The sequence below is a fragment of the Staphylococcus sp. FSL K6-0223 genome, assembly GCF_038008285.1.
This window is the reverse complement of the sequence record NZ_JBBOYX010000001.1, coordinates 978,520-996,578: the sequence shown is the minus strand read 5'-3', so window position 1 is coordinate 996,578 and position 18,059 is coordinate 978,520. Positions and strand designations below refer to the sequence as shown.

Genomic DNA, 18,059 nt, shown 5'->3' with positions numbered 1-18,059 from the left:
TTTCGTTCTATAGTTGACGGTTGTCCTTCACTATTAGTCTTATCATTATTAGCAGTTCTGACATTTTCAGAAGTAGTATGTGAAATATTATTTTCTTCATCATGAGTTGCTGCATGACCTGGATGGGATAAGAAAGTCAATGTCGCAATCACAGTAGAAAATGTCCCTACACTAAACTTACGAATACTAAATTTCTGTTTTTTAAAAAGATTCATTATGTTCCTCCTGATGTGTTTTCTTGATGTGTTAGTAATAATGAATATTGTATGTAAATTGTAACTTTAATAGTCTTCAACCATAAACAATACCATTTGTATTCTATAATAACATTTATTGATAAAAATGACTACAATTTAATTTGTTTTTTAAAATATTTTTATTCATATATTTTTTATATAGTTACTCTTTGTATGTATATAACATCTTAATAATATAAAAATAGGAGAAGCTTTTTGCTTCTCCTATTATTTATAAGTATTATTCTTGTTCTTTTCTTCTTGTAGTTAAGAATAATACTAAACCACTTATAAAAATAATTTCAGTTAGTGGTAAACGATATCCTTCTGTCATACCAGTGTTAGGAAGTATATGTTTACGATTTAAAATATGATTTGAATTATCAGTAATATTTATAGTTGGATTACCAACATCGTATGAGTAACCAGTACTTTCATCTGGTTTAACTACTACTTTAAGGATTTCTTCAATTGCTTTGTCCAAAGTATTATCAACATCACTATTAGTAATATCCTTTTCAAAGATGCGTTTTGCTTCCTCTACAATTGTATCTATTTTTCGTTTAGCTTCTGCTTTTTTATTTTCAGATACATTACGTATTGAGTCAATTTTTGCTTTTTGCTCTGCCGCTTTTTTCATTAATTCTTCTAATGCTTTTGCTTTTTTAACTGCATGAACCTGTATCTCTTTAGCATCTTTTGTAAATTTAGCAGTTACATCGTCAACTTGTTGATTCGTAGTAGATTTTTGAATTTCTTCTTTTGCTTTATTGATAACATTATCAACTGCTTTTTTTGCTATGTCTTTTTCTTCTTTTGTTGCAGTAGAATGTTGATCAATTTCTGCTTTTTTATCTTTACCTACTTGTTCAATTTTATCTTTAGCCGTTGATTTTTTAGTGATATCTGAATCACTATTTTTAATTAAACCAGTAAATTTAACTGTTACTTTATCAACATCACCATTTGTTGTTTGATTATCAATTTCTTTTTTAGCATTAGAAACTATTTCATCGATTTTTTGTTTTGCTTTATCCTTCTCTTCTTTCGTTGCATTATCATTTTTATCAATTTCTGCTTTTTTAGCTGCTGCTACTTCATCAATTATTTTTTTATTACTATCTTTTTTCACAACATCAACTTGAATAGCTTTAATTGTATCAGAATGTTTAGTTGTCACATCATCAACTTGACTATTTGTTTCTGCATTATCAATCTCTGATTTAGCTTTAGATACTTCCTCATCAACTTTATTTTTAGCTGTATCTTTTTCTTCTTTTGTAGCATTTAGTGTTTGATCAGCCTGTTCTTTTTTAGTTTTTGCAACGTTGTCAATAGTTTGTTTAGCTGCTGTTTTCTTTACTGTTTCTGGTTGAATATTTGTAATTTCATTTATACCAGTTGTTTTATTTGTATCTACACCACTGTTATCTGTGGCTTGATCAATGGCTTGTTTTGCTTTATTTGCTGCTTCGTCCACTTTGGTTTTTGCTGCATCTTTTTCTTCTTTTGTGGCATCAATATTCTTATCGATTTCTGCTTTTTTACTCGTTACAGTATCATCAATGGCTTGTCTTGCTTGTGCCTTTTTAACTACTTCTACTTGTACAGCGTTAATTGCATTCGTACCATTTGTAGTTTCAGTATCTACATCATTGTTTGTTATAGCACGCTCAATATTTTGTTTCGCTTTATTTGCTTCTTCATCAACTTTATTTTTAGCTACATCTTTTTCTTCTTTTGTAGCATCAGGAGTTTGATCAATTAATGCTTTTTTCGCAACTACTACGTCATCAATGGATTTATTAGCTATAGGTTTTTTAGCAATTTCAACTTGAATACCATTGATTGTATCGGTACCATTTGTATTTGCTGTATCTACTTCGCCATTTGTGTTCGCATGGTCAATATTACCTTTCGCTTCTGTCACTGCAACATCAACTTTATCTTTTGCTACATCTTTTTCTTCTTTAGTCGCACCAGGCGTTTGATCAATTGTTGCTTTTTTCGCTGTTGCTGCATCATCAATGGCTTGTCTTGCTTGTGCTTTTTTAACTACATCTACTGTTACTGCATTTATAGTTGATACACCATTATTGTTTGCTGTATCTACTTCGCCATTTGTAGTTGCACGATCTATATTACCTTTTGCTTCTGTGACTGCTTGATCTACCTTTTGTTTCGCTGCATCTTTTTCTTCTTGTGTAGCATCTGGTGTTTGATCAATTGTCGCTTTCTTTGCTGTTGCTGCATCATCAATAGCTTGACGTGCCTGTGCTTTCTTAACTACATCTACTGTTACTGCATTTATAGTTGATACACCATTTGTATTCGCTGTATCTACATCATTATTTGTTGTGGCACGATCTATATCACCTTTTGCTTCTGTCACTGCTTGATCTACTGTTTGTTTTGCTGCGTCTTTTTCTTCTTGTGTAGCATCTGGCGTTTGATCAATTGTCGCTTTCTTTGCTGTTGCTGCATCATCAATGGCTTGTCTTGCTTGTGCTTTCTTAACTACATCTACTGTTACTGCGTTAATATTATTTACACCATTTGTATTCGCTGTATCTACTTCGCCATTTGTGTTCACATGATCAATATTACCTTTTGCTTCTGTCACTGCTTGATCTACTTTTTGTTTTGCTGCGTCTTTTTCTTCTTGTGTCGCATCTGGTGTTTGATCAATTGTCGCTTTCTTCGCTGTTGCTGCATCATCAATGGCTTGTTTTGCTTGTACTTTTTTAAGCACATCTACTGTTACTGCGTTAATAGTTGATACACCATTTGTATTCGCTGTATCTACATCATTATTTGATGTGGCACGATCTATATTACCTTTCGCTTCTGTCACTGCTGCATCTACTTTTTGTTTTGCTGCGTCTTTTTCTTCTTGTGTCGCATCTGATGTTTGATCAATTGTCGCTTTCTTTGCTGTTGCTGCATCATCAATAGCTTGTCTTGCTTGTGATTTTTTAAGCACATCTACTGTTACTGCGTTAATATTATTTACACCATTTGTATTCGCTGTATCTACATCATTATTTGTTGTGGCACGATCTATATTACCTTTTGCTTCTGTTACTGCTGCATCTACTTTTTGTTTTGCTGCATCTTTTTCTTCTTGTGTAGCATCTGGTGTTTGATCAATTGTCGCTTTCTTCGCTGTCGCTGCATCATCAATGGCTTGTCTTGCTTGTGATTTTTTAACTACTTCTACTGTTACTGCATTAATAGTTGATACGCCATTTGTACTAGCAGTATCTACATTACTATTTGTAACTGCTGTACTAATATTTGCTTTAGCTTCTGTTACTGCTTGATCTACTTTTTGTTTTGCTGCGTCTTTTTCTTCTTGTGTGGCATCTGGCGTTTGATCAATTGTCGCTTTCTTCGCTGTTGCTGCATCATCAATGGCTTGTCTTGCTTGTGATTTTTTAAGCACATCTACTGTTACTGCGTTAATATTATTTACACCATTTGTATTCGCTGTATCTACATCATTATTTGTTGTGGCACGATCTATATTACCTTTTGCTTCTGTTACTGCTTGATCTACTTTTTGTTTTGCTGCGTCTTTTTCTTCTTGTGTCGCATCTGGTGTTTGATCAATTGTCGCTTTCTTTGCTGTCGCTGCATCATCAATGGCTTGTCTTGCTTGTGATTTTTTAACTACTTCTACTGTTATTGCATTAATATTATTTACACCATTTGTACTAGCAGTATCTACATTACTATTTGTAACTGCTGTACTAATATTTGCTTTAGCTTCTGTGACTGCTGCATCTACTTTTTGTTTCGCTGCATCTTTTTCTTCTTGCGTCGCATCTGGTGTTTGATCAATTGTCGCTTTCTTCGCTGTCGCTGCATCATCAATGGCTTGTCTTGCTTGTGATTTTTTCGCTACTTCAACTTGAATGGCATTAATTGTATCCACACCATTATTACTTGCAGTATCTACTTCACCATTCGTATTAGCACTATTAATATTTGCTTTAGCATCGTTCACTGCTACATCCACTTTTGCTTTTGCTACATCTATCTCTTCTTGCGTCGCATCTGGTGTTTGCTGTAATGATTCTTTTTTAGTAGTTGCAGTACCATCGATTGTTTGTCTTGCATCGTTTTTCTTAATAACTATAGCAACTACCTCATTAATATTTGTAGTACCTTGTGTTACAGCATCATCGACTTGACTATTTGAAGTAACTTGATCAATTTGTTCTTTAGCAGCTCTAAGTGCATCATCAACCATACCTTTTGCTGCATCTTTTTCTTCTTGTGTGGCATCTGGTGTTTGGTCAATTGTCGCCTTTTTAGTTGAAGCTACATGTTCTAATGTTTGTCTAGCTGTCGGTTTTTTCACTACTGCAACTTGAACAGCATTAATTTCTGTTTCAGCTAAGTTTTTCGCATCATCTACTTCACCATTTGTTGGTACACGGTCAATAGTAGACTTTCCTTTTTGAGCAGCAGCTTCTGCTTGAGTTCTAGCTTCTGCTTTTTCTTCATCTGTCGCATCTTGAACTTGATCAATTTCGCCCTCTTTAGTCATTAAAATGCCATCGATTTCTAATTTAGTATAAGACTTTTTAATTGGTACTAATTCTACACCATTGATATTTCTAAGTCCATTATTCATTGCATCATCAGCTTTTGTTGTATTATTAGCATTTACAATAATACCCTTTGCTGCATCGAAGAAGTCTTTAATTTTTTTTCTATTGTTAACTCTTTCTTCAACTGTAAATTCTGCATTATTTTTGATAATAGCGTATTTTTCTACTACAACTTTATCCATAGCTAGTATATCTGCTTGTTTCGCTAAATTTAATGTTGTGGCATTAATTTCTGCTTGGTCTTTTCTTTCATCTAATGGTGTATCATCTGTTTCAGCAAGTATAGCTTTTGCATGAGTTAATACTTCTTTCATTTCTGCCCATACTTCTGGAGTATAATCTGCTTCATTCAATTGTTCTAATTTATTAACTTTAGCTTGTAGATCATTTTTAAACATTTTAACGGTAATAGATTGAACTTCACCTGTACCATTACCTTCATGACGTGGTGTAGTTTCTTTTACAAACTCATTGACACCACCAAATTGTCTATATCCTTCAAAATTATTATTACCTATATCACCACGGAAGTCTCTTTTATTCATATATAAACCTTCCGTATTATATGTAAATGTTGAATTAAACTCTTTTCTAAGCGGGCGAGTTGCATCAAGTCTAACTGTATATGAGAAATGTCTTATTTCTTCAGGTCTAATGTATCCAAGACTCAAAGATAATACTCTTGTAGCACTATCATAGCTTCCATTGGCATTAAATACTGAAACATAGTCGGCACCTTCAGGTAAAGTTACTTTATAAACCGCATTTTGAGCACGCGAATGTCCTTTATTTTCTAAATCTACATTGACAGTAGATTCCACTGTTGTTTCATGATCTGTAGTTACAACTTCTTTATAATCATTTGTTGTATTTACTGTTTTTAAATATGACCCACTATTAAGTGAAACGTCAGCTACTACACCACCGCCAAAGTTATTTGCACCTTTTAATAAACGGTGACCATTATATGTATCATGACTTCGACCGTCTGCGGATTCAAACATAATACGTAATTTAGTTACATCATCTGGTACATTGAATACACCTGTAAATTTACCAAACGCAAAATTATGCGTAGATGGCGCACCTTTATATAATAAGTCAGTTGGATTATTAGCATCATAAATATAAACTTTAACTCCATTTAAACCATTTGTATTACCCATACTTTGACCAATAAAGTTAAGTTGTACCTCAGAACCAGGTGTAACGTCAATATCTTGATAGATTGGTCCTACTTGAGGAACACGTTGATTAGCATTACTGTTATCCGTAGATTTAGATAACACAGCCCCAATTTTATGAGTTGTTAAATTAAAAGTTTGACCATTATATGTGGACAATGCTTTAGGTCCCCATACTAATGGTATTTCTGTTTGTGCTGAGTCTTTAACATGCCATCCAGTAACTGTAGTTGCAGAGTTCATTGCTGCTTCAGTTTCATTCGTTGGGATACTTGCACCATTAGATGTATCTTCAAAATCACCATTTATAATGCCGCTCGTATTTTGTTCGTTAAGCGCCATTGGATCTCCTTCACTTTCATTACTATTTGACGCTCTATCTTCACCTATACTTCTATCTGTACCAGATGGTTGATTGTTAACAACAGTTAAAGGTTTAGATTGTGTTGTCTCATGTTTTTCTTCTTGTTTAGATGGTTGAGTCGTATGATCATTAATTGATGCTGTAGTTTCACTAGAATTTGCAGCCACAAGATTATTGGCTTGATTTGTAGTGCTGTCGTTTAATGTTGTTGTAACACTCGCATTAGAATTTGGTGTACCCTCTGTTTGATTGGCTCCAACAGTTTGCTTATCAGCTACATTAGGTTGATGTACATCTTCTGCAGCTTGTGCATGACCTGAATGTGTAATAAACGCTAATGTTGCAATTACTGTTGAAAATGTTCCTACTGTAAACTTACGTATACTAAATTTTTGTTTCTTGAATATATTCATTAAATATCCTCCTTAGTGTTTTTTCATGTTGTTCATAATTTAATGAGTTTATTCAAAGTTATTTTTCTCTCTTTCACTTTATTCTTTGTAATTTTACCACTAATATTAGTTGTAAACCAGTCTTTTTTATATTTATATTTATTTTAAAAAATTAAATAGTTGTAAATATAAAAAGGCAAAAGAAAAAAGGCAGCAAAATTTAATTTCACCGCCTTTTTAGTATTCTTATTAATTATATACTGTCTATTTCTATACCTTCATCGCCCCAAGCTTGCATACCACCTTCAACATTAACCGCATGAATACCTTCATCTTCAAGGTAGTTCGCTACTTTTTCACTACGAACTCCTGCAGCACAAACGATATAGTACGTTTCATTTTTATTAAATTGATTTAAGTTATCAGCAATTTGATCCATTGGAATAGTTTTAGCACCAGGAATTGTCCCCATTGCAGTTTCTTCATCTGTTCGCACATCGATAATATTTACTGGATTAGATCCTAGTATTTTCTCTTTTAATTGATCTACTGTAATTGTTTCCATTTTAAAACTCCTCTTCCATTATTTTGCAACGATATTCACTAATTTTTGAGGTACAGCGATAACTTTTTTAATCTCTTTACCTTCTATAGATAGTTTAACATTTTCATTTTGTAATGCTAACTCTTGCATATCTTCTTTAGATAAGTCTTTAGGAATATTGATTTTCGCTCTTACTTTACCATTAACTTGCACTACAATTTCAATCTCATCATCTACAAGTAATGATTCATTATACGTAGGCCAAGGTTGATACGTAATAGTTTCTTGATTGCCTAAACGTTGCCATAACTCTTCACTAATGTGAGGGGCAATTGGTGCTAACATTTTAACAAATCCTTCTACATAAGGTTTGTAAATGTAATTCGCTTTATAACAATCATTGATAAATACCATTAATTGACTAATTGCCGTATTAAAGTTAAGAGTATCAAAGTCTTCAGTCACTTTTTTAACCGTTTGATTATAAACTTTATCTAATGAATTATCGTTATTTTCAACAATTTTATTAGATAATGACCCATCTTCATTAATGAATAATCTCCATACACGATCTAAGAAACGTCTAGAGCCATCTAATCCATTTTCACTCCATGCTATAGCTGCATCTAATGGTCCCATAAACATTTCATATAGGCGTAATGTATCTGCGCCATGTGATGCTACGATATCATCAGGATTAACAACGTTACCCTTAGATTTACTCATTTTTTCGTTGCCTTCACCGAGAATCATACCTTGGTTGAATAATTTTTGGAATGGTTCTTTCGTAGGAACTACACCTAAATCATATAATACTTTATGCCAGAATCTTGAATACAGTAAGTGAAGGACAGCATGTTCTACTCCACCAATATATAAGTCTACCGGCAACCAATGTTTTAATTTCTCTGGATCTGCTAACATATTCTCATTATGTGGATCAATATATCGTAAATAATACCAACAACTACCAGCCCATTGTGGCATAGTATTTGTTTCGCGACGACCTTTCATGCCTGTTTTTTCATCAACAACATTTACAAAGTCATCAATATTGGCTAATGGTGATTCACCCGTACCAGATGGTTTGATTTGGTCAGTTTCAGGAAGTAATAATGGAAGTTCTTCTTCAGGCACAGTTGTCATCGTACCATCTTCCCAATGAATCACTGGAATTGGTTCTCCCCAATAACGTTGTCTACTAAATAACCAGTCACGTAATTTGTAATTCACTTTTTTCTCGCCAGCACCTTTGGCTTCGAGTAAAGTAATTGCTTTAGAAATTGCTTCTTTATTATCTAGCCCATCTAGTTCGCCAGAATTGATATGTGCTCCTTCTCCAGTATATGCTTCTTCTTGAACATTTCCGCCCTCGATGACTTCAATGATAGGTAAATCAAATTTCTTAGCAAATTCATGGTCGCGCTCATCATGTCCTGGTACTGCCATAACTGCACCCGTACCATAAGTCGATAATACATAATCAGCAATCCAAATTGGAAGTTTCTTACCTGATAATGGGTTAATAGCATACGCCCCAGTAAACACACCTGATTTATCTTTTGCTAAATCAGTACGCTCTAAGTCTGATTTTTTTGATGCTTCTTCTTGATACTGTTTAACCACTTCTTTTTTGTCATCAGTAGTCATTTCATTCACTAACGCATGTTCAGGACTAAGTACTAAGAATGTTGTACCGTAGATAGTATCTGGACGTGTTGTAAACACATCAATAGTGTCATTAGTATTTTCAACATTAAATGACACACGTGCACCTTCAGAACGACCAATCCAGTTTCTTTGCATATCTTTAATTGATTCAGGCCAATCTAATTCATCTAAATCTTCTAATAAACGATCGGCATATTCTGTAATTTTTAATACCCATTGTTTCATCGGACGTCTATATACAGGATGACCTCCACGTTCTGATACACCATCTACAACCTCTTCATTTGATAACACTGTACCAAGTGCTGGACACCAGTTTACTGCAACCTCATCTACATATGCGAGTCCTTTATTATAAAGCTGAATAAAAATCCATTGCGTCCATTTATAATATTCAGGATCTGTAGTATTAACTTCTCGATCCCAGTCATAACTAAAACCTAGTTCTTGAATTTGACGTTTAAATGTTTGAACATTCTTTTTAGTAAATTCTCTAGGATCATTTCCTGTATCTAACGCGTACTGCTCAGCGGGTAATCCAAAGGCATCCCACCCCATTGGATGTAATACATTATATCCTTGCATACGTTTATAACGAGAAATAATATCCGTTGCAGTATATCCTTCTGGATGTCCTACGTGTAATCCCGCACCAGATGGATATGGAAACATATCTAATGCATAGAATTTTTTTTGGCCTAAATTATCGCTTGCTTTGAATGTTTTATTCTCAGCCCAATAATTTTGCCATTTCTGTTCAATCTCTTTGTGATTATAACCCAAAGTATTTTCCTCCTAATAAAAATAAAACACCTCAAACTATTACTTTTGACAGGGACGACTTTCTTTAGCCGCGGTACCACCCTCATTCACATTTTACATGTGCACTTTATAATAGTAAGAGATGTTTTAAATTCGATTAATTAACGGTAAGTTCACTTAATTCTTAACGCTAGTTTGCACCACCACTAGCTCTCTTTAGAAAAGTATTTAAGTTACTACTCCAATACAGTTTAATATTATGAGATTCGTAACCTAATTGCAAGTGGTTCAGCATATTTTATATGTTTAATTTCAAGTTGTCTTTCAACGATTTTCATGTTGTGAATGTTTTGGTAGACCCTTATCAAAAATAGATAAGAAAAACATTCCAATTAATAAAAGAATGATCATTCCTATGAACATTGCACTCATATTGAATGTATCTACCAATATACCCCCGATTAGAGGACCAAATGCTTTCCCTACAGTTGATGCAGAATTTACTACACCCTGATATTGACCTTGCTTACCTTGCGGTGCTAAATAATTGGCAATCGTTGGTACTGCAGGCCATACAAACATTTCACCAAAAGTAAGAATAATCATTCCTATTAAGAAAACAGTAAATTGTTCTGCAAAACTTGTAACAAAGAATGACAACATAAAAATTAAAATACCAACAAACATTTGATATTTTAAGTTTCCTTTTAACAAACGAATGACTGGTCTAATTAATGGTTGTGCAACTAAAATCATAATTCCATTTACTGTCCATAATACACTATATTGAGACATTGAAATATTAATTTGTTGCGTAAATGAAGCTATTGTTGTTTCCCATTGAATGTATCCAATCCAACAAATACTAAACATGGCACATAATAGTATTAAAGCTATAAAACGTTTTTTATTTTCTTTACTTTGGATATCTAGACTATCTGGTGATTTCACTTTAGCATGGTATTCTAAATTAAATTGCGTAAAGGCTACAATTCCAAATAATACGTACATGATTAAATTAGCTAAGAAGATAAAATTAAAGCTAAATTCAGCAACGAATCCTCCCATTGCAGCTCCGGTAGCAACACCTATGTTTTGAGCTAAGTAAATAGCATTAAAAGTTGTTCTGCCACCATTAGGCCAAACGGCACCAGCCATTGCATAGATTGCTGGAACAATCATTCCCCCACCAAAACCAAGTAGCACTAACCAAACTGCATACCACGGCCATCCATGAAAGAAATTAAGTAATGTTGTACTAAGCAAACAAGTAATAGTACCTATCATGATTGTTCTATAACCACCTAACTTATCGAACAACGTTCCACCTAGTAAGTTACCAACTACCATTCCAAAAGAATTAATCATTAGAACAATCCCAGAAACTGTCAAGCTTTTTCCTAATTCTTCTTTCATATAAATCGTATTTAAAGGCCATAAAAAGCTAGAGCCAGTTATATTTAATGCCATTCCTATAACTAGCCACCATACTGATCTAGGTATATTCATAATTTTTAAGTCCTCTCTTTATATTTTTATCGAACTATAATAAACACTATAACATTAAAATATGTTAAAATCTTTACTTAGAACTAAGTTAGATAGAAAGGATAATGTGTTATGGGTAAGTATTTCCCGTATGCCTTTGAAAATAAACGATATCATACATGGAATTACCATTTAAAAAATAAATTCGGACAGAAAATTTTTAAAGTTGCTCTAGATGGCGGATTTGACTGTCCAAATAGAGATGGTACTGTCGCACATGGCGGTTGTACATTTTGTTCAGCAGCTGGTAGTGGTGACTTTGCAGGAAATAGAGCCGATCCAATTGAAGTACAATTCCAACAAATTAAAGAACGAATGCATGAAAAATGGAGTGAAGGTAAATATATTGCTTACTTCCAAGCATTTACTAATACCCATGCACCTGTAGAAGTTTTAAAAGAAAAATATGAACCTGTGTTAAAAGAAGAAGGAGTTATTGGTTTATCTATCGCTACACGTCCAGATTGTCTGCCAGATGATGTGGTTGAATACTTAGCTGAACTAAATCAACGTACTTATTTATGGGTGGAACTTGGTCTTCAAACAGTTCATCAAAAGACCTCTGATTTAATTAATCGTGCTCACGATATGCAAACGTATTACGAAGGTGTAGCTAAATTGCGTAAACATAATATTAACGTATGTACACACATCATTAATGGCTTACCAAGTGAAGATTATCATATGATGATGGAAACAGCACGAGAAGTGGCACAAATGGATGTTCAAGGTATTAAAATCCATTTATTACATTTACTTAAAGGTACACCAATGGTTAAACAATACGAAAAAGGTATGCTTGAATTTATGACGCAAGAAGATTATACAAACTTAGTGTGTGATCAACTTGAAATCCTTCCGCCAGACATGATTATTCATCGTATTACTGGAGATGGACCGATTGATTTAATGGTAGGACCAATGTGGAGTGTTAACAAGTGGGAAGTTCTCAATGAAATAGATGATGAATTAGCACGTCGTGAATCTTATCAAGGTAAGTTTTACACATCTAATACTAAGGTGAATTCATGAAATTAGAACGCATTCTTCCTTTTGCTAAAACACTTATTAAGCAACATATTCAAGAAGATAGTATTGTTATTGATGCTACCTGTGGTAACGGCCATGATACCCTATTTTTAGCTGAACAGGTTCCAAATGGCAAAGTGTTTGGTTTCGATATACAAAAAGAAGCTATTGAACATACAAAAGAAAAAATAGCACCTTTTAAACATGTTACATTGATACATGATGGACATGAAAATATCTTAAATGATATACCAAGTGATATCATCGGAAACGTGGATGCAGCTATTTTCAATTTGGGATATCTGCCTAAAGGTGATAAATCCATTGTTACTAAACCTGAAACCACTATTCAAGCTATTGAAAGTATTTTTAAACTATTAAGTACAGAAGGTATTATTGTACTAGTGATTTATCATGGACATGAGGAAGGACAAATCGAAAGAGATGAATTATTAAAATATCTCGAAAACTTTGATCAAAGTAAAGCACACATATTAAAATATCAATTTATCAATCAAGTTAATCATGCACCTTTTATATGTGCGATTGAAAAACGTTAAATTTTAAAACCCATAAATTAAAACATCAAATCGTAGTTTTAATTTACGGGTTTTTTTATATTAAACGCTCATCAATGAATTCAAACTATTTTCTAAAGATTCATATTTTCTTTTAATAATAGTAGTAATAAAATCTAATAATTCATTTCTATATTTATTTTTTTCTTCATTAAAATGGATAATAACCGTACGTTCGTCGTCAATTGGACGCTCTTTGTAAACCCAATCAGATTGAACTAAATTATTATACGTTCTTGTTCGTTTATATGACTTGATATTAACGTATTGATCCATCTCTTTTAATGTCATAGGCCCCTTTTCCCATAACGTTAATAAAATAAGTACTTCTTCTTTATTTAAATGATACTTCTCATAAATAATTCTAAATATAGAATCTATATCCTTCAATAATTTCTCTAATTTCAATACCATAGATACCGTTTCTTTTTTTTGTAATTTCATCATTCATTCCCCTTGATCTCTCATATTATGTATAATAACTATAATTCAATTTATTATTAAGTTTATACGATTTGGTATTTTTTAATAATATATCAACTATATTTTTTAAATCAATATTTATATTATAATTCTAATACTAAATTCATACAATTTATAAAAAGTAATTGATAGTTATAATTCTACTTATATTGTAATTTTAGCTCATTTATAATATTATAACCATAATTTTGATATAGAATAGGCTCGTAGATATCTGTCTTCTACGAGCTATTCTTTATAGATTTTTAAAGATTATCTTATACTTCCTCAATATCTTCTTCTTGTACAATAAACCCCATTGTATTTACGCTATTATTCAAGAAAGTTAATATATATCTCATGACTTGATCTCGTTCAGGTTCATTGTGAATCTCATGATAAAACCCTTTCCACGCTTTAAAATAAAATTCATCTGCAAGAAATTGTTGTTTTAAAATATCTATTGAAGATGTTTCTAAAATTTTATCTTCGGTACCATACATTAATAAAGTGGGTAACGGTTTGATATCTTTAATATGTTGTGATGTGTCTTTCATCGTTTCATTAATAATGTTAAACCATTTGTAAGATACTTTCTTTAACATCAATCCGTCATGATTTGTCTCATTAATCACTTCTGAATTACGAGTTAAATCTTCATAATCTATTCCTAATTTAAATTGTGTACCTTTTGAGCTCTTTCCAATATTAGATATAAACATATTTTTTCGTGTTTTATAATTTTTCTTAAATTCAAGCATTGGAGAGAGTAGTAATATGCCCTCAATAGGTAGTTCAGTCTTTTCAAGTAAATTGAGAATAATTAAACCACCTAATCCAACACCCATAACAAATGTTGGTAATTTATATTCGTTTGCAATTTTTATCCATTCAACTAACTGTTCATGGTAAATTTCAAAACGTTGTAGTTGACCTCTGTTAGCTCGTGAAGTTTGACCTTGTCCAGGTAAATCACCCATAATTACGTGATAACCATTACGTCTCAACATCGTAATCACATACGCATATCTACCAGTATGTTCTAACATATTATGTACTATGATGATTACGCCTTTAGCGTCATGTTCTGTTTCCCACTTCCACATATTTTTGAATCCTCTCTAATTGAATGTTTATCAAATGTATTATATCAAATTATACCTTTAATTGTTGTTAAACAGTATATAGATTCTCTTAATTTATGACTAATGAATTTAAACGTATTTCACCTCCTAAATGTAAACGCTTTCTTAAACGATGTATTCATGCTAAACTTGTTATAGAGATAGATACGAGTGGGATGGAGGAATAGATATGTCTTTATTCAGAGATTTTTTCATAACATTATCAAATATTACATATTTAAATGAAATGGCTAAAAAAATCGGACCTACCATGGGGGCTAATAGAGTTGTTGCGGGTAATACTATAGAACAACTCATTGATACAATTGAACGTTTAAACGCTAAACATATTGATGTTACTGTAGATAATCTTGGAGAATTTGTTAATACTAAAGCAGCAGCGACTCAAGCTAAAAATGAAATTCTTGAGATAATGGAAGCTATTAATAAATATCAAGTGAGTGCACATATGTCGGTGAAAGTGAGTTCATTAGGCGGTGAATTTGATACTGAGTTAGCCTATCAAAATTTAAGAGACATTTTATTAAAGGCTAATACCTATGATAATATGCATATTAATATTGATATGGAAAAATATAACAGCTTATCACAAACATTACAGATTTTAGACAGGTTAAAAGGAGAATTTAGAAATGTCGGTACAGTTATTCAAGGATACCTTTATGATGCAGAGAAATTAATTGATAAGTACCCAGAATTACGATTAAGACTGGTCAAAGGCGCTTATAAAGAAAAGGATACGATTGCTTATCAAAGTAAAAAAGATATAGATAAAAATTATATAAATATTATTGAAAAACGTTTACTTAATGCCAAAAACTTTACGTCAATTGCAACACATGATGATAAAATCATTAACCATGTTAAACAATTTGTCAAAGATCATCATATTGAAAAAAGCACTTTTGAATTTCAAATGTTGTATGGTTTTCGTAATGAATTAGCAGAAGAGATTGCTAGACAAGGATATCACTTTACCGTTTATGTTCCATATGGCAATGACTGGTTTGCTTATTTCATGCGTCGCCTGGCTGAGAGACCTCAAAATCTTTCTCTTGCCTATCAAGAATTTATTTCAACAGAAGCACTAAAAAAAATTGGCTTAGTTAGTGGACTAGCTTTAGGAACACTTACATTAGTATCTAGTATTGTGAAATTACTAAAACGTTGAAATACAGAGCGTCTCGATAATCCTTAAAATTATCGAGACGCTCTACATTAATTAAAACTGTTTAAGTAAGTTTGCCATTTCAATTGCACTTACTGCCGCTTCTGCACCTTTATTACCTGCTTTCGTACCCGCTCTTTCAACTGCTTGTTCAATACTTTCAGTTGTTAAAACACCGAAAATAACTGGTGTATTCGTAACATCATTTGCTTTTGATACGCCTTTAGCAACTTCATTACAAACATAGTCATAATGAGATGTTGCACCTCTAATGACACAGCCTAAAGTAATCACTGCATCATAATCATTTTTTTGCGCTAATTTTTTAGCAACAAGTGGAATTTCAAATGCACCTGGTACATACGCAACATCAATGTTATCTTCATCTACACCATGTCTTACTAATGTATCTTTCGCTCCATCTAATAAACGATTGGTAATAAAATCATTAAATCTACTCACTACTATTGCAACTTTTAAATTTGTACCGACTAATTTACCTTCAAAATTCATTCTAAATTCCTCCTAAATAAGATGTCCCATTTTCAATTTTTTTGTTTCCATATAATGATGATTATGTTCCGTTTCTGGCACAATAATTTCTGTACGATCTGCAACTTTTATACCATAATCTTTCAAGCCTTCAAATTTCTTAGGATTATTACTTAATAAATTAACTTGTTGAACATTAAAATATTTAAGAATTTGAGCAGCTATATGATAATCTCTTAAGTCTTCATCAAAACCTAATGCTAAGTTTGCAGTAACCGTATCATGTCCTTGCTCAATTAATTCATAAGCTTTTAGTTTATTCATTAAACCAATGCCTCTACCCTCTTGTGGTAAATAAATAATTAATCCACCATGATCATTTATATATTTCATTGATGCTTCTAATTGAGCGCCACAATCACATCGTTGACTGTGGAAAATATCACCTGTTAAACAAGCAGAATGTAGTCTTACATTTTCAGTTGTACGTGGTTCTCCTTTGCCAAGTACAACAATATCTTCATGTGTATATTGAGATTGAAAACCATACATTTTAAAATCACCAATATCCGTTGGCATTTTTACAGTTGCTTTAAGTTCAATACCTTCGCTTTCTTGTTTGCGACGATAATTAATTAAACTTTCAATTGTAATCATTTTTAATTGATGACGCTCTTTAAATTGTTGTAATTCATTACCTTTTGCCATCGTACCATCGTCATTCATTATCTCACATATAACTCCAGCAGGTGCAGCACCAGTTAATTTAGCTAAATCTACAGCAGCCTCCGTATGTCCTGGTCTAACTAATACACCTTTTTCTTTAGACACTAAAGGAAATAAATGTCCTGGTTTATGGAAACTTTCTGGTTTAGAATCAGGATTAATTAACGCTTTCGCTGTTGCTGTACGATCAAATGCACTAATTCCTGTAGTAGTAGAGATATGATCGATACTTACAGTGAAATTTGTACCGTATTCATCTGTATTACCATCAACCATAGTTTTAAGATTTAGACGTTCAGCAATCTGTGAACTTATAGGAGCACAAATTAATCCACGCGCTTCTTTGGCCATATAATTAATGGTATCATCTTTCATCCATTGAGTGACTGCAATTAAGTCACCTTCATTTTCACGATCTTCATCATCTACTACAATAATACTATCGCCATTTCTTAATGCTTCTAACGCTTCTTCAATGCTATCGAATTTCATTTAAGCCCCTCCTAAAAACCATATGCTTTTAATTTATCAACTGATAAATCAGATTTATTTTTACCAACTATACTTTCAACATATTTAAATAATACATCTGTTTCAAGATGAACTTCATCGCCCATTTTTTTATTAGAAAGAATCGTTGAACGTCTTGTTTCAGGAATAAGATGGATATCAAAACTATGTTGATGCAAGTCAAAAATTGTTAAACTTACGCCATCAACAGTAATAGAACCTTGCTTAACCATTTGTTTGATGACCGAGTCCGATGCCTTAATAGATACAATGCGTGAATTAGGCGTTTCTCTGATATTTATAATTGTTCCTTTTGCATCTACATGACCTAATACAAAATGTCCTCCGAAACGTCCACTACCTGACATTGCACGTTCAAGATTGACTTCATCATTTTCTTTAATATTAGCTAAATAGGTTTTATTTTCAGTACCTTTAATCACTTGGACAGAAAATTGATTTTGTTTAAAATCAATGACTGTTAAACACGCACCATTTACGCTTATAGAATCACCAATATGCATATCTTCTATAATTTTTTGACATGAAATATCTAATGTCCTTACGGATTGTTGAGTGCGAATACGCTTTACAGTACCTATTTCTTCAACGATACCTGTAAACATTTA

At 32.5% G+C, this 18,059-nt stretch carries 12 protein-coding genes, 2 pseudogenes and 1 other annotated feature; of the genes and pseudogenes, 3 read left to right on the top strand and 11 right to left on the bottom strand.

The annotated features are described in order from the left end of the window. Positions 1-127: 127 nt before the first annotated feature. From MHI13_RS23460 to MHI13_RS05025, 6 genes and pseudogenes are all read right to left on the bottom strand, one after another. Positions 128-215, bottom strand: a pseudogene (locus tag MHI13_RS23460) (YSIRK-type signal peptide-containing protein); the annotation flags it as partial. A gap of 262 nt (positions 216-477) precedes the next feature. Further along, a complete protein-coding gene (locus MHI13_RS05040; RefSeq protein WP_438827617.1) occupies positions 478-6,570 on the bottom strand; it encodes a SasC/FmtB family protein in 6,093 nt (2,030 codons plus the stop codon). A 161-nt stretch (positions 6,571-6,731) separates the two neighbouring features. Then, positions 6,732-6,816, bottom strand: a pseudogene (locus MHI13_RS23455) (YSIRK-type signal peptide-containing protein); the annotation flags it as partial. A gap of 232 nt (positions 6,817-7,048) precedes the next feature. Beyond that, positions 7,049-7,360 (bottom strand): rhodanese-like domain-containing protein, encoded by a 312-nt coding sequence (locus MHI13_RS05035; protein ID WP_145423148.1) that lies wholly within the window; start codon positions 7,358-7,360, stop codon positions 7,049-7,051. Between the two features lie 18 nt (positions 7,361-7,378). After that, positions 7,379-9,793, bottom strand: a complete 2,415-nt coding sequence (gene leuS / locus MHI13_RS05030) for a leucine--tRNA ligase (protein WP_145423150.1) — start codon at positions 9,791-9,793, stop codon at positions 7,379-7,381. A 47-nt stretch (positions 9,794-9,840) separates the two neighbouring features. Continuing rightward, positions 9,841-10,031, bottom strand: a binding site (T-box leader). 65 nt (positions 10,032-10,096) lie between these two features. Further along, a complete protein-coding gene (locus MHI13_RS05025; RefSeq protein WP_025987199.1) occupies positions 10,097-11,281 on the bottom strand; it encodes an MDR family MFS transporter in 1,185 nt (394 codons plus the stop codon). Between the two features lie 111 nt (positions 11,282-11,392). Between MHI13_RS05025 and MHI13_RS05020 the strand changes: the two genes are divergently transcribed. Together MHI13_RS05020 and MHI13_RS05015 are read left to right on the top strand one after the other, a co-directional pair. Further along, entirely contained in the window at positions 11,393-12,352 is a 960-nt protein-coding gene (locus tag MHI13_RS05020) for a TIGR01212 family radical SAM protein (RefSeq protein WP_070436469.1), read from the top strand. Then, positions 12,349-12,909 carry a class I SAM-dependent methyltransferase gene (locus MHI13_RS05015; protein WP_048680716.1) on the top strand — a complete coding sequence of 187 codons (561 nt, stop codon included), beginning with the start codon at positions 12,349-12,351 and terminating at the stop codon, positions 12,907-12,909. The genes MHI13_RS05020 and MHI13_RS05015 overlap by 4 nt, the downstream gene beginning before the upstream one ends. Positions 12,910-12,969: 60 nt before the next feature. Here MHI13_RS05015 and MHI13_RS05010 read toward each other — a convergent pair whose 3' ends face one another. Together MHI13_RS05010 and MHI13_RS05005 are read right to left on the bottom strand one after the other, a co-directional pair. Then, the gene (locus MHI13_RS05010) at positions 12,970-13,371 is read right to left on the bottom strand and encodes a transcriptional regulator, SarA/Rot family (protein ID WP_002449620.1); all 402 of its coding nucleotides are present in this window, start codon (positions 13,369-13,371) and stop codon (positions 12,970-12,972) included. Positions 13,372-13,667: 296 nt separating this feature from the next. Beyond that, entirely contained in the window at positions 13,668-14,495 is an 828-nt protein-coding gene (locus tag MHI13_RS05005; RefSeq protein ID WP_017176356.1) for an alpha/beta fold hydrolase, read from the bottom strand. Positions 14,496-14,703: 208 nt separating this feature from the next. Between MHI13_RS05005 and MHI13_RS05000 the strand changes: the two genes are divergently transcribed. Beyond that, the gene (locus MHI13_RS05000) at positions 14,704-15,705 is read left to right on the top strand and encodes a proline dehydrogenase family protein (RefSeq protein ID WP_048761780.1); all 1,002 of its coding nucleotides are present in this window, start codon (positions 14,704-14,706) and stop codon (positions 15,703-15,705) included. A 51-nt stretch (positions 15,706-15,756) separates the two neighbouring features. Here MHI13_RS05000 and ribH read toward each other — a convergent pair whose 3' ends face one another. The 3 genes from ribH to ribE are packed head-to-tail and all read right to left on the bottom strand — an operon-like array spanning position 15,757 to position 18,056. Further along, the gene (gene ribH, locus MHI13_RS04995; protein WP_002455177.1) at positions 15,757-16,215 is read right to left on the bottom strand and encodes a 6,7-dimethyl-8-ribityllumazine synthase; all 459 of its coding nucleotides are present in this window, start codon (positions 16,213-16,215) and stop codon (positions 15,757-15,759) included. Positions 16,216-16,227: 12 nt separating this feature from the next. Further along, positions 16,228-17,412, bottom strand: a complete 1,185-nt coding sequence (locus tag MHI13_RS04990; protein ID WP_054105679.1) for a bifunctional 3,4-dihydroxy-2-butanone-4-phosphate synthase/GTP cyclohydrolase II — start codon at positions 17,410-17,412, stop codon at positions 16,228-16,230. An 11-nt stretch (positions 17,413-17,423) separates the two neighbouring features. Next, on the bottom strand, positions 17,424-18,056 hold the full coding sequence (gene ribE / locus MHI13_RS04985) for a riboflavin synthase (RefSeq protein ID WP_017176359.1): 633 nt from the start codon (positions 18,054-18,056) through the stop codon (positions 17,424-17,426). Positions 18,057-18,059: the final 3 nt, after the last annotated feature.

Bases quoted from the DNA above. Each gene is read 5' to 3' on its own strand.
- MHI13_RS05035 (WP_145423148.1), bottom strand. From the start codon at position 7,360: ATGGAAACAATTACAGTAGATCAATTAAAAGAGAAAATACTAGGATCT.
- MHI13_RS05025 (WP_025987199.1), bottom strand. From the start codon at position 11,281: ATGAATATACCTAGATCAGTATGGTGGCTAGTTATAGGAATGGCATTA.
- MHI13_RS05020 (WP_070436469.1), top strand. From the start codon at position 11,393: ATGGGTAAGTATTTCCCGTATGCCTTTGAAAATAAACGATATCATACA.
- MHI13_RS05015 (WP_048680716.1), top strand. From the start codon at position 12,349: ATGAAATTAGAACGCATTCTTCCTTTTGCTAAAACACTTATTAAGCAA.
- MHI13_RS05010 (WP_002449620.1), bottom strand. From the start codon at position 13,371: ATGAAATTACAAAAAAAAGAAACGGTATCTATGGTATTGAAATTAGAG.
- MHI13_RS05005 (WP_017176356.1), bottom strand. From the start codon at position 14,495: ATGTGGAAGTGGGAAACAGAACATGACGCTAAAGGCGTAATCATCATA.
- MHI13_RS05000 (WP_048761780.1), top strand. From the start codon at position 14,704: ATGTCTTTATTCAGAGATTTTTTCATAACATTATCAAATATTACATAT.
- ribH (WP_002455177.1), bottom strand. From the start codon at position 16,215: ATGAATTTTGAAGGTAAATTAGTCGGTACAAATTTAAAAGTTGCAATA.
- MHI13_RS04990 (WP_054105679.1), bottom strand. From the start codon at position 17,412: ATGAAATTCGATAGCATTGAAGAAGCGTTAGAAGCATTAAGAAATGGC.
- ribE (WP_017176359.1), bottom strand. From the start codon at position 18,056: ATGTTTACAGGTATCGTTGAAGAAATAGGTACTGTAAAGCGTATTCGC.